The following is a 21,310-nucleotide window of genomic DNA, read 5'->3' as shown; positions in this document are numbered from 1 at the left end:
CAGACTGGTGTCTGGTTTTTTTTGATGGACGGGTTATTTTAGTTGGTTGATGAAGTCTTCGATGCGGGTCATGCCGGTTTTGATTTGTTCCATGCCCAGGGCGTAGGAGAGGCGGACGTAGTTGGGTGCGCCAAAACCGGTGCCGGGGACCACCGCCACTTTGGCCTGTTCCAAAAGCAGGGCGGCGAAGTTATCGCTGGTTTGCACCGGCTGTCCGTTTAGGCTGCGCTCAAAGAGGCTGGAGACATCCATAAAGACATAGAAGGCGCCGGTGGGTTCTATACAGGAAAGGCCGGGGATGGCAGAGATTTTATCTACCATGTAATCGCGGCGCTGGCTAAAGGCAACTTTCATGTCGGCCACGCATTGTTGTGAGCCGGTTAGGGCGGCAATGGTGGCTTTTTGGGCGATGGAATTGGGGTTGCTGGTGGCATGGCTTTGAATACTGCTCATGGTTTTGGCTATGTCGGCGCGGCAGGCGGTATAGCCGATGCGCCAGCCGGTCATGGCGTATGATTTGGAAACACCGTTAATGACAATGGTCAAATCTTTAATCTTTTCATTGAGGGAGGCAATACTTACATGTTCGTGCTCCCCGTAGATTAGTTTTTCATAGATTTCATCGGAAACAACGTACAGGTTACGGGCCACCGCAAAATCGGCCACCGCCTGCAGCTCCTTGGCGGTATAAACCTGGCCTGTGGGGTTGTTAGGGCTGTTAATCAGGATGGCTTTGGTTTTGGATGTTACCGCTCCGGCCAACTCCAGGGGGGTAATTTTAAAGTTATTTTCTGCTTGGGTAGGTACAATGACGGGAACACCGTCGTTTAGCTTTACGATTTCCGAGTAGCTGACCCAATATGGTGCGGGAATGATTACTTCATCACCGGGATTTAGCAAGGCCGCAAAAACATTGGTCAGAGAGTGTTTTGCACCGTTGCTCACCACAATTTCATTGGGTTGGTACGTCAGGCCGTTGTCCGCTTGTAGTTTTTCACAGATGGCCTGCTGCAAATCAAGCATGCCGGCCACCGGCGTGTAGCGGGTAAAGCCGTCATGAATGGCGGAAACGGCGGCGTCTTTAATATGCTCCGGCGTGTCAAAGTCCGGTTCGCCGGCACCAAAGCCGATTACATCTACGCCGTCAGCCTTCATCTTTTTAGCCTTGGCATCAATGGCCAGTGTGGGTGAGGGGCTGATGGATTGTGCTTTCTTAGATAGCATGTTAACTCTCATCTCCTTTAATGCTTCCCGGTTTGCTTTTATTATTATCCGTTTTTCTTTTGGAATTCGGTCATAAAGTCGGCCAGCTTTTGGCAGCCTTCTCTGCTCATGGCGTTATAGACTGAAGCGCGCATGCCGCCCACCGAGCGGTGTCCTTTTAAGCCGGTGAGGTTTTGGGCTGCAGCTTCCTGGATAAAGGCTTTATCCAACTCCTCACTGGGGAGGCGGAAGGTTATATTCATCTGTGAACGGCTGTCTTTTGCGGCATGGCCGCTGTAGAATCCGTTACTGTTGTCGATGGCGTGATAAATCAGTGCCGCTTTCTCCATGTTATGCCGCCCCATGGCTTCCAGTCCGCCCGCATCTTTTAGCCACTCAAGCATCAGGTCAATCATGTAAATTCCAAAGGCTGGTGGAGTGTTATAGAGGGAATCGTTTTTGGCAAACAGGTCATAGCGAAGCATGCTGGGCAGTGTTTCCGGCACCTGCTTTAGTAGTTCCTGGCGGATAACTACCACGGTGACACCGGAAGGGCCCAGATTTTTTTGGGCACCTGCATAAATCAGGTCGTATTGATTATAGTCCATGGGACGGGACAGGATGTCGCTGGACATATCAGCCACCAGGGGCACGCCGTTGGTTTGGGGAGTGTAGTGCCACTGGGTCCCGAAAATGGTGTTATTGGTGGTGATATGTACGTATGCCGCAGACGGGTCCAGCTCAAGCTCGTCCTGCTGGGGGATACGACGGTGGTTTTCCTCTGCCAGATTGGCGGCCGCTTTAACGGTGCCGATTTTTTTGGCCTCTTTGTATGCTTTTTCCGCAAAGCTGCCGGTAACCACATAATCGGCGGATTTTCCTTCCTGCAGAAATGTCATGGGAATCATGTCAAACTGCAGGCTTGCACCGCCCTGTAAAAAAAGAACCCGATAGTCATCACCGATGCCGGCCAGCTCTTTGAATGTGTTTTCCGCACTGTGGACAATGGCCTCAAAATCTTTGGAGCGATGTGACATTTCCATAACCGACATGCCGCATCCTCTGTAATCAATGAGTTCGTTCTGTGCTTCTTGCAGTACAGATAAAGGTAGTGTGGAAGGTCCCGGATTAAAATTAAATACTCGCTTGGCCATATTTTTCCCTCCAATAGGAGAATTTCCTTTTATTATAATGCATATGTGCCTGAAAGCTCAAGATAAATCGTAGAAAAAACAGCAAGAAAAGTAAAAGAAAAAATACCGCCTGCACGGGTGCAGACGGTATCCTGTTAATTTCTGCCGGCGGCGGTCAGCACATTCTGCTGATGATCCGCCTGTTGCAGGTTATCTTTGTGCCGGGTACTGTTTTGAAAATGGATGCAAAAATGGCCGTTAAAATTATTGTTGGTAATGGTCTGGATGCTGTGGGGCATGCCGTTGGCCGAGGCGGCCAGGCGGCGCCCGTTTATTTCCACAATCACCGGCCGGGTACGCCAGCTCCAGCCGCTCCAGATTTGCTGCATAATCCGGGTATCCTCAGCGGTCAGCGGTTCCACATCGGCGTGGAAGGCACCGTAGGAGCGTCGGACCATAAAGCTTTGGCCCGTTTCAAAATCAATGATGCGGGCATTTTGGCCAATGGGCCACAGATACTGGGCTTCGGTCCACCAGTCCAAAAGCTCACCGTAGCGTTCCCCCGGAGTTTCTCGCTGCGGAATCTGGTGCCTGGGAATGGATAGAATCATTCCCGGGGAAATTGAGCTGTTTTCCGTCAGGTTGTTGGTCTTTAACAGTTCGGGGAGCGGGATACCCTGGTCCTGGGAAATGGTCCACAGGGTGTCGCCTGCTCTCACGGTATAATCTTCGTACGTAACGCTGCGCTTTGCAGGAGGAGTTGGTTCCGTTTCTGCCGCCTCAGCCGGAGTCTCTTCTTCTGCAGGCTTGTCCTGGGCGGGAGTACTGGAGCGGCTTTCTGTTGTGCTGCGGTTGGCCAAAGCGGGGCGCTCTTCTGAAACTTTCTCCTCCGGCGTCACTTTGGTATCTGTGGGTTCTTTCTCGCTTTCTTCCTCATCTGCATCCTCAGCATATGTATCTTCTGCATCCTCCGGCTCTTGGGCAGGTTCGGTAAATTCCACAACTTCTTCGCTGTCGCTTTTATCTTCAGTGGCCTCCTGGGCCACCAGCGGTTCAAAAATCATGTCCTCATCCACCCTTTCCCACCAGGCCTGGGCCCCGGCAAAAGCAACAATCACCAGCGCAATAAACAGGTAGAACAACCTTCTTTTTACCATATTTCCCTCCAATTGATAGCTTGTGTCATGATGTTACAAGGGGAGAAATTCGGCATAGTTTGTTAAGATTCCTTCATAAACTCCCTGCCTTATTCTGGTAGTTCTCTGTAACGAAATATTAACGTTAAAATTTTGACCCCGGGTTAAAATAATAATTGACAGTTGGGCCAGTCGCTGTTAACATAGTATACATATCGCAAATATGGTAATTAGAAAAACCAAACTATCTTATCGCGAGAGGTGGAGGGACTGGCCCTGTGAAGCCCGGCAACCCCAGCAGCAGCTGGAAGGTGCCAATTCCTGCAGGATAACTCCTGGGAGATAAGAAGAGACTATATGCACAAGTATAAGCCTCTTCTTCCGGGAAGAGGTTTTTCTGTTGCCAAAAAAGCGCATCCCCAGAGATGAAAAGGAGGAAACAATAATGACAGAGCATTACAAGTTTGACACGCTGGCGGTACACGCCGGCCAGGAGGTTGATCCTACCACCGGGTCCAGGGCAGTGCCCATTTACCAGACCACATCGTATGTGTTTAACGACACCGAGCATGCCGCTCGCCTTTTTGGGCTGCAGGAATTTGGCAATATCTACACCCGGATTATGAACCCCACCACCGATGTGCTGGAAAAGCGCGTTGCGGCCCTGGAAGGCGGTGTGGCTGCCCTGGCGGTGGCCAGTGGACAGGCAGCCATTACCACCGCTTTGTTGAATCTGACCCGTCCCGGGGACGAGGTGGTGTCGGCCAGCAGTTTGTACGGCGGCACTTATACTCTCTTTACTTCCACCCTGCCTAAAATGGGTGTGACCGTCCGGCTGGTTGATCCCAAAGATCCGGAAAACTTCCGCAGGGCTATTAACGAAAAGACCAAGGCCGTTTTTGCTGAAACCCTGGGTAACCCCAAGCTGGATGTTCTGGATATTAAAGCGGTGGCCGATATTGCCCACGAAGCCGGTGTGCCGCTGGTGGTGGACAACACCGTAACCTCGCCGTATCTGCTGCGGCCCATTGAGCACGGCGCCGATATTGTGGTGCACTCCCTGACTAAGTTCATCGGCGGTCACGGTACATCCATCGGTGGAATTATCGTGGATTCAGGCAAGTTTGACTGGACCGGCGGCCGCTTCCCCGATTTGACCGAACCGGATCCCAGTTATCACGGACTGCGCTTTGTGGAAACCTTCGGGCCCATTGCCTATATTATTAAAGCCCGGGTACAGCTCTTAAGAGATATGGGTTCTGCCCTTTCACCCTTTAATGCCTTCCTCTTTTTGCAGGGACTGGAGACGCTGCATCTGCGTATGGAAAGGCATTGCGCCAATGCTTTGGCCATTGCAAAGTATCTGGCGGATCATCCGGCGGTGGACTGGGTTAATTACCCGGGCCTGGAAAACCATCCTTCCCATGGCCTGGCCGGTAAATATCTGACCAAAGGCGCCGGCGCTCTATTGGGCTTTGGCATTAAAGGCGGCCGGGAAGCCGGGAAGCGCTTTATTGAATCCTTAACCCTTTTCTCCCATCTGGCCAATATCGGTGATGCCAAGTCGCTGGCCATTCATCCCGCCACCACCACCCATTCCCAGCTTACCGCTGAGGAACAGGTCAGTGCCGGCGTCTCTGAAGATTTTGTCCGCCTTTCCCTGGGACTGGAGGATCAGGAAGATTTAATTGCCGATCTGGACCAGGCGCTAAAAACTGCCACCGGCAAATAATGCCTCAGACAAAAAAAGGATTCTGTCGCTAATTGTGGAAATACTAGCAGAAATGCCAGTATTAAAGGAGGAACAGAATGCTGTTAAAACGAATGGAAGTAGGCTCATTTGCCGCCAATTGCTATCTGTTGGCGTGCGATGAAACAAAAGAAGGGGTTGTGGTTGATCCCGGTGCGGATGCCAGGCGCATTCTTAAAATGGTTGAAGACAACCAGGTCAACGTAAAATATATCATCAACACCCATGGCCATGTGGACCATGTGGGTGCCAATGAAGAGGTGCGAGAGGCTCTGGGCGCCCCCATTCTCATTCATGAGGCCGACGGGGAAATGTGTAAAAAGCCCCATGCCAGCCTGTCCACATTCCTGGGGAAAAAGACGCTGGCGGAGCCGGACCGGCTTATCAAAGGCAAAGACACCTTTACTGTGGGTAATCTGACCATAGAGGTGATTGAGACCCCGGGCCACACCAAGGGTTGTGTGACCTTGCTGGTGGACGGTAAGCTGTTTACCGGCGACACTCTGTTTGCCGGCTCCATCGGGCGCACCGACCTGCCCGGCGGCTCCTTTGATGAAATCATCCGTTCCATTAAGGAGAAACTGTTGGTGTTTCCCGACGAAACCCCTGTTTTTCCCGGACACGGCCCTGAGTCCACCATTGGAGATGAAAAGCAGTATAATCCCTTTTTGCGCTAAGCAACTAAAAGCCCGCCTACATAATTGTAAGCGGGCTCTTCTTTTGGTTATAGCAAGCAGAGCTTAAATTGCCTGTGCCGCCGGCTCGGAATTTTCATCAGAGGGCGGCGGTAAATCTTCCTGCCCCTCCTCAAAGTCCGGCTCCCACGGTTCTATGGTTTCTTCATTCTCCCCGTCCCAGTCTTCAGGGAGGTCCCAGTCTTCAGGCAGACCGTTGTCCGGTGGTAAAACTTCCGGCTCCGGCGTTTCCGGTTCCTGTCTGAAGGGGTTGCGCCAGAACCAACCGCCGTCCCAGTGCCAGGGGCTGTCGTCCTGCGGACAGTGTTCACATTCCGGCCAACTGCACTGCTCGGTGGGCTGGGTGCCGGCGATAAAGAATTCTGTTATGGGGTCCAGGCTGCAGCGGGGATTATGCAGCATTCCGGTGTCCGGGCAGACTTGCACCGACACCAGACCATCGGGCCGGGCAAAATCCCGGGCCGGCACATCCCTTAGTGCCTCCCGCATAAAGTTGGCCCAGGCGGGGCCGGCAAGGCCGGAACCGGTCTGGCCGGGCATCGGCAGGTTATCGTCATTGCCTACCCAGACTGCAGAAACCAACTCAGGCGTATAGCCCACCATATAAACGTCCCGGCTATCCTGGGAGGTGCCGGTTTTTCCGGCGGCGGGGCGGTTAACGATGGGGCCCAGGCTGCGGCCTGTCCCGGTTTGTAAAACGCTTTTCATCATGTCGGTCATTAAAAAGGAGATGCGGGCATCCAGCACCTGTTCCCGTCTCGGCTCGGACCGATAAAGGATACGACCGTTGGAGTCGGTGATTTTAGTGACAAATTGCGGCTGGACGCCAATCCCCTGGTTGGCAAAGGGCGCATAAGCTGTTGTCATTTCCAGCGGAGTTACAGATGTTCCGCCCAGCGTCAGGGAAGGAAAGGCCTGCAGCTCACTGGTAATTCCCAGCCGCTCTGCCATCTCTTTGGTTTTTTCCGGTCCGATTTCCATATGGGTTTTCACCGCCACCACGTTGCTGGAGCGGGCAATTGCTTCACGCATCCGCAGCGGTCCGGAAAAGTTGCCGCCAAATTCCCGGGGTTCAAAGGGTCGGTCCTGGTGCGGATCTTCATAGGAGACCGGTTCGCTGACCCGCACTGTGGACGGTGTGTAGCCTTCCTCCAGCGCTGCGGCGTAGGTAAACATCTTAAAAGTAGAGCCGGGGGAGCGTCTGGCGGATACCGCCCGGTTAAAGCCGGTGGCCACCTGGTCCCGTCCGCCCACCAGGGCCCGCACCGAGCCGTCCTGCGGATCCATGGCCACCAACGCAGCCTGAATCGGGATATCTTCACCGTTAGATCTGGTGGTTTCCGGTATGAAGCCGGCCACCGCATTTTCTGCCGCCTGCTGAGCCTGGCGATCCAGGGTGGTGTAAACATGCAGGCCGCCCTGATAAATCATGTTGGCCACGTTGGGCTCGTCGGGGAAAATTTTTGCCAGCTCGGAGTTTATCAGATGGTTAATGAAATAAGCGCCCAGCTGACGGTCCTGACGGGCCGCTTCGCGGTCGGTGAGCTCCAGTTCCTGAGCCAGCGCCTCTTCCCTTTGGTCTTCGGTGATGTAACCCTCATCCACCATGCGGGTCAGAACCACAGCCTGGCGGTTTTTGGCCGCATCTAAGTTCAGGTATGGGGAATAATAGGCAGGACCGCGTGGAATTCCTGCCAGAATGGCAGCTTCTGCCAGCGTAAGATCCTGCACCGATTTGCCGAAATAGGTGCGGGCCGCCGCTTCCACGCCATAGGCCGAATGGCCAAAATAAATGGTGTTTAAATAGTTTTCCAGAATCTCATCTTTGGTGAACCGCCGCTCCAGCTGTACGGTGAGCATCATTTCCTGGGCTTTGCGGGTAAGGTTTTTATCATGGGTTAAAAACAGGTTCCGCGCCAACTGCTGGGTGATGGTGCTGCCCCCTTCGGCAAAGCGCCGCTGTTGCACGTTACGTACCATGGCCCGCATCAGCCCCTGCATATCGATGCCGTGATGGTTGTAAAAGCGATGATCCTCCACCGCAATAAAAGCATGGGCCAGATAATCGGGAATCTGCTCCAGCGGTACTTCAAAACGGTTTTGTTCAAAGCGTGTAGTGATTACCTCTCCGTTGTGATCGTAAAAAGTACTGGTCAGTTGGGGTTGGATGTCAGGAATATCCCCCATGCCAGCAACGGTCACGGCGAGAAAGCCTACGGTTCCCACAGCAAGAAAAAAGACCACCATGGCAATAATAAATGCAATTCGGGTAACACGCCGCATTATCCGTCACCTACTTTGTCGAAAATTTTTAGTCTCTTGAAAAATTATAACACAACTAGTCAAGAATCGTTAAGGAATTATTTGCATGACATGGAATCTATGATATAATTCTTTCGATATGCCGGGAGACATGGACAGGCCTACCCGGAGAAATAAAAAGAAGTTATTTAAGGAGGCTTACCCTATGTTACCCACTCCCAAGAAATTTAAAATCGTCGCTGCGGCGGCGGAAGGATCCCACAAATTAACGGCGTTTGACAATGCGCTCTTAGATGCGGGCATCGGCAATGTAAACCTGGTGCGCATCAGCAGCATCCTGCCGCCTTCCGCCCAGCAGGATCAGGATCTGGAGCTGCCCCCCGGATCTTTGGTGCCTACCGCTTACGGCTCCATTGTCTGTGAAGAGCCGGGAACAAAAATTGCTGCAGCAGTGGGCATCGGCTTTTCCAGTGACACCTTCGGAGTGATTATGGAATACTCCGGACAGTGCGGCAAAGCAGAAGCGGAAGCAAAAATCGCTTCCATGTTAAAGGATGCTTTTGAAAACCGCGGCATTCCGCTGGTAAAAACAGAGATTCGCGCGGTGGAACATACTGTGGAGCAAACAGGTTGTGCCTTTGCGGCAGTGGCGCTGTGGTATTAAGCCAAGAATCTGATATGGAAGGACCGAGCTCTATGGAACTTTGGTACACTGAAAAACAGACCCCCAATCTGGGGATTACCTGCCTGGTGCGGGAAACGCTTTGTCATATTAAAACTCCCTTTCAGGACCTGGCCGTCATTGACACGCTGCAGTTTGGCAAAATGCTGGTCTTGGACGGGATGGTACAGACCACCGAGCAGGACGAGTTTGTTTACCACGAAATGATAGCCCACATCGCCATGCAGGCCCACCCCAACCCTAAAGATGTGCTGGTGGTGGGCGGTGGAGACGGCGGTGCCATCAGGGAAGTAATTAAATATGATTCTGTGGAATCGGCCACTTTAGTGGAAATAGATGAAGCTGTGGTGGAAATGTCCAAAAAATATCTGCCCGGCATCTCTGTGGGGCTCTCCGACCCCCGGGTTAATGTGCTGATAGCCGACGGCATTAAGCATGTAAAAGAATCGGTGGGTAAGTACGATGTGATTCTGGTGGATTCCACCGAGCCGGTGGGGCCTGCGGTGGGCCTTTTCAGTCAGGATTTTTATGCCGGTATTTACCGGGCGCTGAAAAAAGACGGGATGCTTGTAGCCCAGACCGAGTCGCCGTTTTTTAACCGGGACTTAATCAGAAGTGCTTACAGCCGCATTAAAAGTGTTTTCCCACTGACCAAGCTGTATCTGGCCAGTATTCCCACCTACCCCAGCGGTCTGTGGAGCTTTACTGTGGGCTCCAAGTGCTATGAGCCCGAGGAAGGCAAGCAAAAGCCGGTGGAGACCAAATATTATAATTCTGCAGTGCATAAAGGCGCCTTTTGTCTGCCCAATTTTGTTTCGGAACTTCTGGAGGCAGAAGAAAGATGACGGTTTTTTTGCAAAACTGCGAAACCGGCGCTTTTTTGGCCGCCGGCTCCATTTATGAAAAGAGCAAAGCGGTGATTCTGGGAGCACCCATGGATTTTACCGTTTCCTTCCGCCCCGGATCCCGAAGCGGGCCTCAGGCTATCCGCGCGGCATCGGTGGGCCTGGAAGAATACAGCATGTATGCCGGCTGTGATTTGCGGGATGCTTCCTTTTATGATGCCGGAGATTTGCTTTTGCCCTTCGGCAATGTTAACCGTTCCCTGTCCCTCATTGAGGAGGCGGTGGACAATATTTTAACAGACGGCAAGTTTCCGCTGTTACTAGGTGGAGAACATCTGGTGAGCCTGGGCGCCCTCAGGGCTTTTGCCAGGCATAACCCCGGGATGACGGTTATTCATCTGGATGCCCATGCCGATTTGCGCACCGACTATCTGGGCGAGGCCCATTCCCATGCCTCGGTGATGTATCACGCCTGCCGGGACCTGAAAGTGGATTTGTATCAGTTTGGCATTCGCTCCGCCACTGCGGAGGAAATGGCCTTTGCCAAAGAGCATACCCATTTTTATCCATTTCATGTGTCCCAGCCGCTGGCTAAAGTGGTGCAGACGCTTAAAGGGAAGCCGGTGTATCTTTCACTGGATATCGATGTGGTTGACCCCGCCTTTGCTCCGGGTACCGGTACGCCGGAGCCGGGAGGCATTACCTCCGCAGAGCTTTTGGAGGCCATGTCGCTGTTAAAAGACCTCAATGTAATAGGTATGGACCTGGTGGAAGTAGCGCCGGTTTATGATCCGGCTGAGATTACCGCCATGTTGGCTGCCAAAATTGTGCGTGAGGCCATTCTCACTTTTCCCCGGGGCGTACGGGGTCAGACCCTTAAGTGCGCAGATTTTGGCAAGAAAGGGTCTGACCCCTGGTGCGCAGATTTTGGCAAGAAAAAAGGGTCTGACCCCTAGGGCGCAGATTTTGGCAAGAAAGGGTCTGACCCCTTAGCAATTCGCAGGGACAAATTAAGACAGAGAGCAAGGATTTTTGACAACGAAGGCGTATAAGTAATACGGTATAACTTATTAGGAAAACAAAAAAGGGGGAAAGTGGCGCAAATCATGAGTACAAAATATATTTTTGTTACCGGCGGTGTGGTTTCTTCTCTGGGCAAAGGCATTACAGCTGCCGCCCTGGGCACTTTGCTAAAAAGCAGGGGCCTGAAAGTTACAATTCAAAAGTTTGATCCCTATATTAATTTCGACCCCGGTACCATGAGCCCGTATCAGCACGGGGAAGTGTTTGTTACCGATGACGGCGCTGAGACTGACCTGGATTTGGGTCACTACGAGCGTTTCATTGATAATAATTTAAACAAGAGCTCCAACGTCACCACCGGAAAGATATACTGGTCGGTGATCAGCAAAGAACGCAAAGGTGATTTTCTGGGAGGCACCGTGCAGGTTATCCCTCATATCACCAATGAGATTAAATCCCGGGTGAAACGGGTGGCACAGCAGGGCGAAGTTGATGTGGTAATCACAGAAATCGGCGGCACCGTGGGTGATATTGAAGGCCTGCCTTTTTTGGAAGCCATCCGCCAGATGAAAAGCGACATTGGCCGGGAACATGTCATGTATATTCATGTGACCCTGATTCCCTATCTGGCCAAATCGGGAGAGCTAAAAACCAAGCCTACCCAGCACTCCGTAAAGGAATTGCGCTCCATTGGCATTCAGCCCGATGTCATTGTCTGCCGCACAGAACAGGCCCTTTCCCAGGAAATGAAGGATAAGCTGGCTCTCTTCTGTGATATTGATCCACAGGCGGTTATCGAAAACACCGACCTGGACACCATCTATGAAGTGCCGCTGAAAATGAATGCTGAAGGTCTGGATGATATAGTGGTTCGGAAGCTGGGGCTGCCCCAGGCCCACTACGATCTGACGGAATGGAAAGATTTAGTGGCAAAGATTAAAAATCTGCAAAAGAAAGTAACCATCGGCCTGGTGGGTAAGTATGTGGCCTTAAAGGATGCCTATCTCAGTGTGGCGGAGTCCTTGTTACATGCCGGTTTTGAAAACGGCTGCGATGTGGATATTCGCTGGATACAGGCAGAAGATGTGGAAACAGAGGGCGCAGCACAATTGCTGTCAGGCTTGGACGGCATCCTGGTCCCGGGAGGTTTTGGCGATCGGGGCATTGAAGGAAAAGTTGCTGCGGTGCGCTATGCCCGGGAAAACCGCATTCCCTTTTTTGGTATCTGCCTGGGTATGCACTGTGCCACCATTGAATTTGCCCGTAATGTCTGCGGCTGGGAAGATGCCCATTCCACTGAATTTAGCCCGGAAACCAAGCACCCGGTCATTGATCTGTTGCCGGAACAAAAAGACGTGGAAGATTTGGGCGGCACCATGCGCTTAGGCTTATATCCCTGTAAGGTGGAGCGGGACACCTTTACTCATAGTGCCTACGAGGACGAAATCATTTATGAACGCCACCGCCATCGCTACGAGCTAAACAATGTCTACCGTGAACGTCTGGAAAAAAAGGGCCTGGTCTTGGCCGGCACCTCTCCGGACGACCGGTTGGTGGAAATTGTGGAGTTAAAGGATCACCCCTGGTTCTTGGCAACCCAGTTCCATCCGGAATTTAAGTCGCGCCCCAACCGTCCCCATCCTCTGTTCCGTGACTTTGTCCGGGCGGCCCTGGACGGCTCTGAGCAATAGGATTAAAGTATAATTTACGGCGAAGCGGAAAACATGTAACCGTATATTTATTTCTTGAGTTGTAATTTGTATTATAATGTGGTACAAATTAAGTGTAATTTCGCAAAAAAGGAAGGAGTATCCAACAATGACCCATGTGATTAACGAAGAATGCATTTCCTGCGGTTCCTGTGAGCCGGAATGCCCGGTTGATGCCATCACCGAAGGCGATGACAAGTACGTAATCGATCCCGAAACATGCATAGACTGTGGTGCTTGTGCTGAAGTTTGCCCGGTAGATGCCATTCATGAAGAATCATAAGCACAACAAAAAGAGGGCGAAAGCCCTCTTTTTAAATATGGGGAAAAAATAGCCCTACATAGAGAAGTATTTTATGAATATAACATACATAACGGTAGCTATGATCTGCTGATAGCTGCTGTTTGCGGAGGTGTGGAGTTGGAGGTAAAAAGGTTGGTTGGCGGTATCGTGTTGGCTGTGATAGGTATTACCGTCTTTTTTGCTCTGGCACAGATATTTCGCCCGCCCGGGGCACCGCAGAGAGGCGCCGGCAGCGCTCAGGCGGTGGCGGTAATCCACCTGGAGGGCATTATCATGGATGGGCAGATCCAGCCCCTGTTTGGCGCTCCCGGCGGGACCAGGCAGATTATCGGCCAGCTGCAGGATGCGGCAGCAGACCGGGATGTGGCGGCGGTGGTGCTGCGCATCAACAGTCCGGGCGGTACTCCCGCAGCTTCCCAGGAAGTTTATAACGAAGTGCAGCGCCTAAAGGAGTCGGGTAAGCCGGTGGTTGTCTCTGTGGGTGAAATGGCCGCTTCCGGCGGTTACTGGATTGCCAGCGCCGCCGATGAAATTGTGGCCAATCCCGCCTCGGTCACCGGCAGCATCGGCGTAATCATGGAAACCACAAATTTTGTGGAGCTCTATGAAATGCTGGGCATTGAAAGTGAAGTGTTTAAAAGCGGCCAATACAAAGATATGGGCAGTGCTGCACGTCCCTTAAGTGATGATGAGCGGGAGATTATCCAGTCCATGGTGGATGATATTTTCCAGCAGTTTGTGGATGTGGTGGCCTCAGGCCGCAGCCTGGACCGGGAAGCGGTGTTGGAAGTGGCAGACGGCCGCATTTTCACCGGCCGCCAGGCCAAGGAGCTGGGCCTGGTAGACCGGCTCGGTGATTTGAACACAGCAATAGATGCCGCAGGAGAGCTGGCGGGAATTGAGGGAACACCACGGATTAAAGAGATGCGCACCCGTTCCCCGTGGGGGATTTTTGGCGGCGGGGTGAATATGCCGCTTTGGCAGCTTTTTGCACCGGGTGAAGCGGAAGGCAGTGTTTTGCTGCCCCGCTAAAAGGGAGAGTGAGGTAGTTGTTCGGTTTTATCGATGATTTTTATGATTCGCTGTTTAAACCAAGCCGGGGGATAGCAAGGGTAGTACAGGAGCGCACTGTCTGGCACGGGCTGTTTATTTATTTGGCAGTCTCCCTTGTTGCCTCCATCACTTCGTTTGTGGGCGCCGGCACAGAAGAGGTCTTCACCGGTCTGACACAATATATGGATCCGGAGACCGCCGCCGCCTTAATGCGTGCCTGGCCGGTACTTAATCTGCTTTCTATCATAGTTTTTTATCCGCTGCTGTATTTTGTCTGGGCTGCCGTTTTACAGTTCTCTTCCGAACTGTTGGGCGGCTCCGGCAAGGGTCTGCAGGTGGCCACCGGTTTGGGCTACGGGCAGCTGCCGTATTTGCTGGTGGTACCCTTTGGCCTGATTACCCATTATATGGCCTTTATTGTGCCTCTGGTAAGTCTGGCCGCTTTTGTCTGGTCTGTGGTTTTAAAGGTGGAAGTGCTGCATGCGGTGCACGGTTTTTCCCGTGGCCGGGCTGCGCTGGCTTACTTTCTGCCGGCGTTGGTCCTTGTGGCGGCAATATTTATTTTCCTGGTCTTAATCGGCTCCATTCTCATGCCGCTATTGGCGGAAATGTTTCCCATGTAGCATTTTTGTGAATTTATGGCTGCACAAAAGGCCTGCTTTTTCTGCTTGTATAATGCCCGGTAATAAAGGAGAAATTACAGGCAAACAAGCAAAGGAGGCAAGGCCGTGCTTTTTCGTCGCAAATCACGTACCCGCCGGATGATGGACTGGATGAATGCCATGCTGCAAAGCGTGTTGCGCTGGTTTAAGAAGATTCGCAGCTAACAGTGCTAGAAAAAAGTGCCATAATTTCCTGCCGGGATAAAAAAGGAAATTACCTCCCTAACGAGAATAGTATCTGTAAAACTATTCCAAAGCCAACAGGATTATGGGAGGCGAATTAAATGTCGGCAACGATTATGGTGGTTGACGATCGAACAGGAATCCGCCGGCTCCTGCAGGAAGTTCTCCAGGGAGCGGGCTATCAGGTACTTACCGCATCGGGAGGCAATGATGCCCTTGAGCTGGTTAAAGAAAACCCGGTTGACCTGGTACTTCTGGACATGAAGATGGCCGGTATGGATGGCCTTGAAACTTTGACCCTTTTAAAGAAACTGTGTTCCCAGGTAATAATTCTTATCATGACAGCCTACGAAGAGCTGGAAGTGTTGAAAGAAGCCAAGCGTCGCGGTGCGGCGGGCTACATCTCCAAACCCTTCGATATTGAAGAACTAAAGGAAGAAGTGGCAAACCAGCTGCGCGCAGCCAGCGCGTAAAACAAAACAGAATAAACTGTCAGGGCTGCTTGAGGCCGCAAGGCGCTTTGGCAGCCTGTTTCAAAGGAGGAAATTGCTAGATGCCATTTGTAACATTGCGCGAAGTTTTGGCAGACGCAGAGCGCGGCAAATATGCCGTGGGCGCGTTCAATACCAATAATATGGAAATAGTACAGGCCATTGTGGAAGCGGCCCAAGAAGAACGGGCACCGGTAATTCTGCAGGCCAGCCAGGGAGCTTTAAAATATGCGGGGATCCGCTACATCACCGCTATGGTACGCGCCGCGGTGGAGACCTCCACCGTGCCCATTGTGCTGCACCTGGACCACGGTACAAGCTTTGAGCAGACCATGCTCTGTCTTAAACACGGTTTCAGCTCGGTGATGTTCGACGGCTCCAAATATTCCCTGCAGGAAAATATTGCCGCCACCCGTAAAGTGGTGGATGTGGCCCATGCCATGGGCGCCTCGGTGGAGGGAGAACTGGGTAAAATCGGCGGCACCGAAGATGATATTACCGTGGATGAACGTGATGCGTTAATGACTGATCCGGATGAAGCGGTACAATTTGTTACTGAAACAAAGGTGGATGCTTTTGCCGTAGCCATCGGCACAGCACACGGTACATATAAGGGTGAACCCAAGCTGGATTTTGACCGGCTAAAAACCATTGATGAGCGGGTGGAGACCGCCATCGTGCTGCACGGCGCCTCCGGTGTGCCCGCAGAGAGCATTAAAAAGGCCATCTCACTGGGTGTGCGCAAAATTAATATCGATACGGAGCTGCGGCAGGCCTTTACCCGCGGCGTACAGGACGTGGTACAGAATAAACCGGGTGAATATGATCCAAGAAAAATCCTGGGTCCGGCCAAAGAAGAGATGAAAGCCATTATTAAAGAGAAGATGCGCTTGTTTGGCTGCTCAGGCAAAGTTTAGGAGTGAACTGCCATGAAACTTTTCCTGGACACAGCAAATTTGCAGGAAATTGAACAGGCCATGGACTGGGGAGTCATTGACGGTGTAACCACCAACCCCACTCTGGTGGCCAAGGAGGGCGGAGACTTCAAGGCGCTCTTAAAAGAAATCTGTCGCCTGGTTCCGGGTCCCGTTTCCGCCGAGGTGATGGGTACTAACGCCAATGAGATGGTGCAGGAAGCACAGGAGCTGGCTGCTGTGGGCTCCCAGGTAGTGATTAAGGTGCCCATGACGCCCGACGGCCTGCAGGCGGTGGTGGAGTTGAAAAAGCAGGGCATCCGCACCAACGTAACCCTGGTCTTTTCCGCCAACCAGGCTCTGTTAGCGGCCAAAGCCGGTGCCGCTTTTGTCAGCCCCTTTTTGGGCCGGCTCGATGATTTGGGCCACGACGGCGTAAGCCTGGTGGATGAAGTCTGCGGAATTTTTTCCGCCTACGCTATGGAGTCGGAGGTTATTGCCGCCAGTATCCGGCACCCGCTGCATGTTATCCAGGTAGCCAAGGTCGGCAGTCATATTGCCACCATTCCTTTTGCTGTGTTAAAACAGATGTTTAAACATCCCATGACCGATTTGGGTATAGAACGTTTTCTGGCCGACTGGGCCAGTGCAAACCAGGGGAAATAAAACAGTTTAATAGCTTAACAGAGGGGGAGTTAACATGGAGAGAGAACTTGCGCTGGAATTTGTGCGCATTACCGAAGCCGCCGCTTTGGCTTCCGGCCGGCTCATGGGCCGGGGAGATAAGGAAGCGGCAGACCAGGCCGCCGTTGATGCCATGCGGACCGTATTTGACACCGTGCATATTGACGGCACAGTGGTAATCGGTGAAGGGGAAATGGATGAGGCGCCCATGCTCTATATCGGGGAAAGAGTGGGCACCGGTGAGGAACCGGCGGTGGATGTGGCGGTGGACCCGGTGGAGGGCACCAATCTGGTGGCCAAGGGTTTGCCCAATGCGCTGGCGGTGGTGGCCATTGCGCCCAAAGACTGCCTTTTGCATGCTCCGGATATGTATATGGAAAAAATAGCGGTGGGTCCCGGGGCCAAAGGATGCATCAATCTTGATGCCTCCGTAAGTGAGAACTTAAATGCGGTAGCCTCTGCCTTGGACCGTGATGTGCAGGATTTGACCGCCATTATTCTTGACCGCCCGCGCCATAAGGAAATCATAGCCCAAATCCGCGCCGCCGGCGCCAGGGTCAAGCTGATTTCCGACGGAGATGTGTCTGCAGCCATTGCCACAGCCATTGATGGTACCGGAGTAGATATTTTGTTTGGTATCGGCGGCGCTCCCGAAGGGGTTATTGCTGCTGCGGCACTGAAGTGCTTAGGCGGCGAAATGCAGGCCCGTCTTACACCGGAAGGCGAAGACGAAATTGCCCGCGTGCATAAAATGGGACTGCCCGATGCCAATAAGCTGCTGCAGCTTGATGACCTGGTGGCGGGAGACGATGTTTTCTTTGCTGCCACCGGCATCACCGACGGAGACATGCTGCGGGGTGTGCGCTACAGCGGACAGACCGCAGAAACGCACTCCCTGGTGATGCGCGGCATGACCGGCACCATCCGCAACATTTATGCTACTCACATTTTGGAGCGCAAGCCCAGCTTTGTCTCCCGCACAGCGCAGTGCCGGCAAAATACCAGACAAAAATAACGCTCATACTTCTTTGTTAATCTGTAAATGAGGCGAATCCATGTTAATTTTGTGGTTACAGTTTCTGGCAAGTGCTATACTTATAATCGCCGCAGGGACAAAATTAACCCGCAGTGCCGATACCATAGCTGAACATACCGGTCTGGGAGCATTATGGGCCGGTGTGTTTTTGCTGCCTTTGGCCACCTCTCTGCCGGAGCTTGTCACCAGCTGGCGCGCAGCGGTAATCTTGGCGCCCGACTTATCGGTGGGAAATGTTTTTGGCAGTAACATGTTCAATGTGGCCATCATTGCCATCATTGATCTGACCCAGGGGAGAGGGCCGCTGTTGACCCGGGTCAGCCAGCGCCATGTATTCACCGCCGCCGTGGGTATCATGCTTACCTGCTACGTGGCCATTATTATGCTGGTGCCCACCCCAGTTACGGTGGGCTGGGTGGGGTTAAACACCCTTTTTCTGCCCGTATTTTATGTTTTAGGCAACTGGCTCTTAACCCGTTTTGAACGGCGGCATGCGGTGGAGGCCGCAACCATAGATCTGTCGGCCAGGGAGCGCTCGCTGGGCAAAGCAATTTTCTGGTTCATGGTGGCGGCGGCGGTGATTATTGTGGCCGGCATCAGCCTGGCGGATTCCGGTGACGCCATTGCCCGGGAGACAGGCCTGGGGCAGACATTGGTGGGCTCCTTCTTTATTGCCATCACCACCTCTCTGCCTGAGTTGGTCACCACCCTCACCGCGGTACGGATGGGTGTTTTGGATATGGCCATCGGCAACATTTTCGGGGCCAATCTGTTTAATGTGCTGATTATCTTTTTTGCCGACCTGTTTTATACCGGCGGCTCCATCATGCATGTCATCAGCGGTGATCACCTGGTTAGCGCCATGATGTCGGTGATTCTCACCTCCATTGCCGTGGCCGGCATGATATACCGTTCTCAGCGCAGCTTTGTCCGGCTGGGTTTTGATTCCATGGCCATTGTGGCCGGTTATGTGGTGGCCATGATTCTGTTATTTTTTGCCTGAAGCTTAAAAAAATGTATAAAAACAAATAAAACGGGCCACACTTAGGGGTAACCTGGCATTTTGAGCGTTGTGTTTAGCACAACGTTTTTGTTTCCAGGCCAATTCCTAAGAGGTGAGACGATGAAATACAACAAACGAAGATTTCTTTTGACCGGGGTAATGCTCCTCGTTTTGCTGCTGCCGGCCACGGCGTTGGCCGAAGAGCCGCAAGCCGAGGCACGCTATGTGCCCGATGCACCCCACGGTCTGTCGGGGACCACTGTGCAGCCACTTTATCTGCAGCAATTAAGCGGGCTTTTGGAAAAAAGACAGGCCCTGGAGGAAGCGCAGACGCTGCAGCATGAGGTGGCACGGGGCGAAACGCTGGGTGCCATCGCCAGTAAGTATGACGTATCCCTGGACTACCTGATGCAGGTGAACAATCTGACCAGCGCCAACTTCCTCCGGGAAGGACAGGTGCTGACCCTGCTGTCCGAGGACCCCTCCCAGGTTGAGGTGTCGGGTTCCAGCCATACCCTGCGCCGCGGTGAAACCATCTGGGAGCTGTCACGTCAGTACGATGTGAGCATCGATGATATTCTGGCTTTTAACAATATCAGTGATCCGCACAGACTGCAGGCGGGACAGGCTATACGTATCCCGGGTAAGGATGATGAGGTGCCCCAGGCACCACCGGAAAGAGACCGGCTTGTGGCCTCCCGCAGCGGCGGTTCGCAAAGTACTGTGGCCAGAAGCAGCGGCTTTATCTGGCCTGTGCAGGGCAGGATTTCTTCCGGATACGGACCGCGTTGGGGAAGTTTTCATAACGGCATCGATATTGCCGCACCCACCGGAACACCCATTAAGGCCATAGCTTCCGGCACCGTAGTTACCGCCGGCTGGCGGCAGGGATACGGTTATATGGTGCGCATCGATCATCAAAACGGCTGGCAGTCTCTTTATGCCCATGCTTCACGCCTGTTTGTCAGCGAAGGGCAAACGGTGGACTCCGGCCATCAGATTGCCGCAGTGGGAGCCACCGGCAATGCCACCGGGCCCCATGTGCATCTGGAAATGATTTATCAGGGTGAACACAGAAATCCCATCCAGCATCTGCCTGCCAGATAAAAACATGTTAAATGTTAAATGTGGTAAACAGTGTAAAGAAATGATTGCACTGTTTGCCACGTTGTGTTATTATATGTTAGTAGATTTTGATGGTGGAAAGAGGTGAACCCAATGAAAGCAAAGATTCATCCCAAGTATGAAAAGGCTACTGTTTCCTGCGCCTGTGGAAATAGTTTTGAAACTGGTTCAACAAAGAAAGAGCTGAAAATCGATATCTGTTCCAAATGCCATCCTTTCTTTACCGGCAAACAAAAATTCATCGATACCGGTGGACGTGTGGAACGGTTTAAGCGTAAGTACGGAATGTAACAAGAAAGGCGCGCCCTTTCGGTTTCCTCAGCGCGCGCATTTCAGTACTGCTTACCTTAGCAGCTTCGCTATCTGCGAAGCGTTATAATTTCCTAGCAGTATAACAAACAGCAGCGTTCGGCGCTGCTCTTTTTTTACCGGTTACCGGTTGGAATTAATGCTTTACAGAAAGCAAAAAAATCTCTGGAAAGCTTGCTTTTTAGTTAACTAAAAGAGCAGGCCTTTCTTGATGTAAAATTGGAGGGGAGACCATGTCTTCAGCGGTAAAGGTCGGAGGCCAGGCCGTAATTGAGGGCGTTATGATGCGCCAAAGTGACCGTTTGGCAGTGGCTGTACGCAAACCGGACCGTGAGATATTTCTCCATCAGGAAACATTGCGCACCGCCGGGCAGAGTTACCCGTTTCTGAAACTGCCTGTCCTCAGAGGGATGGTAGCTTTTGTGGAAGCGCTCACCCTGGGGACCCGGGTGCTTACCATTTCCGCCAATCAGGCCTTTGAAGAAGAGGAAGAGGAATTAACCGGCTGGCAGTTGACCTTCAGCGTAATTATTGCCATGGCCCTGGGTATTTCACTTTTTTTCTTCCTGCCCACCGTGCTGGTGCGCCTGCTGGCTGAAAGCTTTACGGCCCATCCTGTTTTGTTGAACCTTTTGGAAGGCGGGATCCGTATTGGGATTTTTATTTCCTATGTATTGGTGATTTCCCGTTTTAAAGATATTCAGCGGGTTTTTGAATACCATGGTGCGGAGCATAAGGCCATAGCCTGTTATGAGGCCCAGGAAGACCTGACGGTGGCCAATGCCCGCAAATTTTCCGCCTTGCATCCTCGCTGCGGTACCAGCTTTCTTTTGCTGGTGATGGCCATCAGTATTCTGTTGTTCTCCTTTTTTGGCTGGCCCGGTCTGCTGCAGCGGTTGTTGTTGCGTCTCTCCCTGCTCCCGCTGGTGGCGGGGCTGGCCTATGAAGTGATTCAGCTGGCCGGACGCCATCGCTTTTTTTGCTATCTTACCGCTCCCGGGCTTTGGCTGCAGCGGCTGACCACCCGTGAGCCCGATGACCGTCAGATTGAAGTGGCCCTGCGTGCCATTCAGTCCGTATTGCCCGACGCCAATGATAAGGTGTGATA

Annotated in this window: 21 protein-coding genes and 1 riboswitch; of the genes, 17 read left to right on the top strand and 4 right to left on the bottom strand. The window is 52.5% G+C overall.

Translation table 11 applies throughout. The features are described 5' to 3' along the window. Positions 1-33: 33 nt before the first annotated feature. The 3 genes from DEALDRAFT_RS08495 to DEALDRAFT_RS16000 form a co-directional block, all read right to left on the bottom strand. Positions 34-1,224: a pyridoxal phosphate-dependent aminotransferase gene (locus DEALDRAFT_RS08495; protein WP_008516640.1), complete on the bottom strand. Its 1,191-nt coding sequence runs from the start codon at positions 1,222-1,224 to the stop codon at positions 34-36. A 44-nt stretch (positions 1,225-1,268) separates the two neighbouring features. Beyond that, on the bottom strand, positions 1,269-2,357 hold the full coding sequence (gene serC / locus DEALDRAFT_RS08490) for a 3-phosphoserine/phosphohydroxythreonine transaminase (RefSeq protein ID WP_008516638.1): 1,089 nt from the start codon (positions 2,355-2,357) through the stop codon (positions 1,269-1,271). Between the two features lie 134 nt (positions 2,358-2,491). Continuing rightward, the gene (locus tag DEALDRAFT_RS16000; protein WP_008516636.1) at positions 2,492-3,493 is read right to left on the bottom strand and encodes a LysM peptidoglycan-binding domain-containing protein; all 1,002 of its coding nucleotides are present in this window, start codon (positions 3,491-3,493) and stop codon (positions 2,492-2,494) included. 225 nt (positions 3,494-3,718) lie between these two features. Next, a riboswitch (SAM riboswitch) is annotated at positions 3,719-3,821 on the top strand. 96 nt (positions 3,822-3,917) lie between these two features. On the opposite strand from DEALDRAFT_RS16000, the gene DEALDRAFT_RS08480 reads away from it, so the two are divergent. Next, a complete protein-coding gene (locus DEALDRAFT_RS08480) occupies positions 3,918-5,204 on the top strand; it encodes a homocysteine synthase (RefSeq protein WP_008516635.1) in 1,287 nt (428 codons plus the stop codon). Positions 5,205-5,281: 77 nt separating this feature from the next. Further along, positions 5,282-5,899: an MBL fold metallo-hydrolase gene (locus DEALDRAFT_RS08475; RefSeq protein ID WP_008516632.1), complete on the top strand. Its 618-nt coding sequence runs from the start codon at positions 5,282-5,284 to the stop codon at positions 5,897-5,899. 63 nt (positions 5,900-5,962) lie between these two features. Here DEALDRAFT_RS08475 and DEALDRAFT_RS08470 read toward each other — a convergent pair whose 3' ends face one another. Beyond that, positions 5,963-8,200 carry a transglycosylase domain-containing protein gene (locus DEALDRAFT_RS08470; RefSeq protein ID WP_008516631.1) on the bottom strand — a complete coding sequence of 746 codons (2,238 nt, stop codon included), beginning with the start codon at positions 8,198-8,200 and terminating at the stop codon, positions 5,963-5,965. 184 nt (positions 8,201-8,384) lie between these two features. On the opposite strand from DEALDRAFT_RS08470, the gene DEALDRAFT_RS08465 reads away from it, so the two are divergent. The 15 genes from DEALDRAFT_RS08465 (at position 8,385) to DEALDRAFT_RS08395 (ending at position 21,308) form a co-directional block, all read left to right on the top strand. Next, a complete protein-coding gene (locus DEALDRAFT_RS08465) occupies positions 8,385-8,843 on the top strand; it encodes a pyruvoyl-dependent arginine decarboxylase (protein WP_008516629.1) in 459 nt (152 codons plus the stop codon). 32 nt (positions 8,844-8,875) lie between these two features. Beyond that, positions 8,876-9,706, top strand: coding sequence for a polyamine aminopropyltransferase (gene speE / locus DEALDRAFT_RS08460; protein ID WP_008516626.1), 831 nt, complete (start codon positions 8,876-8,878; stop codon positions 9,704-9,706). Next, the gene (gene speB, locus DEALDRAFT_RS08455; RefSeq protein ID WP_008516624.1) at positions 9,703-10,662 is read left to right on the top strand and encodes an agmatinase; all 960 of its coding nucleotides are present in this window, start codon (positions 9,703-9,705) and stop codon (positions 10,660-10,662) included. The genes speE and speB overlap by 4 nt, the downstream gene beginning before the upstream one ends. Before the next feature lie 150 nt (positions 10,663-10,812). Further along, positions 10,813-12,420: a CTP synthase gene (locus tag DEALDRAFT_RS08450; protein ID WP_008516622.1), complete on the top strand. Its 1,608-nt coding sequence runs from the start codon at positions 10,813-10,815 to the stop codon at positions 12,418-12,420. Between the two features lie 127 nt (positions 12,421-12,547). Continuing rightward, positions 12,548-12,721 carry a DUF362 domain-containing protein gene (locus DEALDRAFT_RS08445; protein ID WP_008516620.1) on the top strand — a complete coding sequence of 58 codons (174 nt, stop codon included), beginning with the start codon at positions 12,548-12,550 and terminating at the stop codon, positions 12,719-12,721. A 138-nt stretch (positions 12,722-12,859) separates the two neighbouring features. After that, positions 12,860-13,774 (top strand): signal peptide peptidase SppA, encoded by a 915-nt coding sequence (gene sppA / locus DEALDRAFT_RS08440; protein WP_008516618.1) that lies wholly within the window; start codon positions 12,860-12,862, stop codon positions 13,772-13,774. 17 nt (positions 13,775-13,791) lie between these two features. Further along, entirely contained in the window at positions 13,792-14,418 is a 627-nt protein-coding gene (locus tag DEALDRAFT_RS08435) for a Yip1 family protein (protein ID WP_008516616.1), read from the top strand. A 323-nt stretch (positions 14,419-14,741) separates the two neighbouring features. Continuing rightward, positions 14,742-15,113, top strand: coding sequence for a response regulator (locus DEALDRAFT_RS08430; RefSeq protein ID WP_008516614.1), 372 nt, complete (start codon positions 14,742-14,744; stop codon positions 15,111-15,113). 80 nt (positions 15,114-15,193) lie between these two features. Beyond that, a complete protein-coding gene (locus DEALDRAFT_RS08425; RefSeq protein WP_008516613.1) occupies positions 15,194-16,048 on the top strand; it encodes a class II fructose-1,6-bisphosphate aldolase in 855 nt (284 codons plus the stop codon). Between the two features lie 12 nt (positions 16,049-16,060). After that, a complete protein-coding gene (fsa, locus tag DEALDRAFT_RS08420; RefSeq protein WP_008516612.1) occupies positions 16,061-16,711 on the top strand; it encodes a fructose-6-phosphate aldolase in 651 nt (216 codons plus the stop codon). A gap of 34 nt (positions 16,712-16,745) precedes the next feature. Beyond that, entirely contained in the window at positions 16,746-17,744 is a 999-nt protein-coding gene (gene glpX / locus DEALDRAFT_RS08415) for a class II fructose-bisphosphatase (RefSeq protein ID WP_008516611.1), read from the top strand. Between the two features lie 40 nt (positions 17,745-17,784). Next, a complete protein-coding gene (locus tag DEALDRAFT_RS08410) occupies positions 17,785-18,768 on the top strand; it encodes a sodium:calcium antiporter (RefSeq protein ID WP_008516610.1) in 984 nt (327 codons plus the stop codon). 120 nt (positions 18,769-18,888) lie between these two features. Then, complete coding sequence (locus DEALDRAFT_RS15995; RefSeq protein ID WP_008516609.1) at positions 18,889-19,875, top strand: peptidoglycan DD-metalloendopeptidase family protein; 987 nt, start codon at positions 18,889-18,891, stop codon at positions 19,873-19,875. A 111-nt stretch (positions 19,876-19,986) separates the two neighbouring features. After that, a complete protein-coding gene (rpmE, locus tag DEALDRAFT_RS08400) occupies positions 19,987-20,184 on the top strand; it encodes a 50S ribosomal protein L31 (RefSeq protein ID WP_008516607.1) in 198 nt (65 codons plus the stop codon). A gap of 251 nt (positions 20,185-20,435) precedes the next feature. Then, complete coding sequence (locus tag DEALDRAFT_RS08395; RefSeq protein WP_008516605.1) at positions 20,436-21,308, top strand: DUF1385 domain-containing protein; 873 nt, start codon at positions 20,436-20,438, stop codon at positions 21,306-21,308. The last annotated feature ends 2 nt before the right edge of the window (positions 21,309-21,310 follow it).

Origin of the sequence: Dethiobacter alkaliphilus AHT 1 (assembly GCF_000174415.1) — a bacterium.
Taxonomy (GTDB): domain Bacteria; phylum Bacillota; class Dethiobacteria; order Dethiobacterales; family Dethiobacteraceae; genus Dethiobacter; species Dethiobacter alkaliphilus.
Note: the sequence above shows the minus strand (reverse complement) of the source record. Positions and strands in the feature narration are given on the sequence as shown.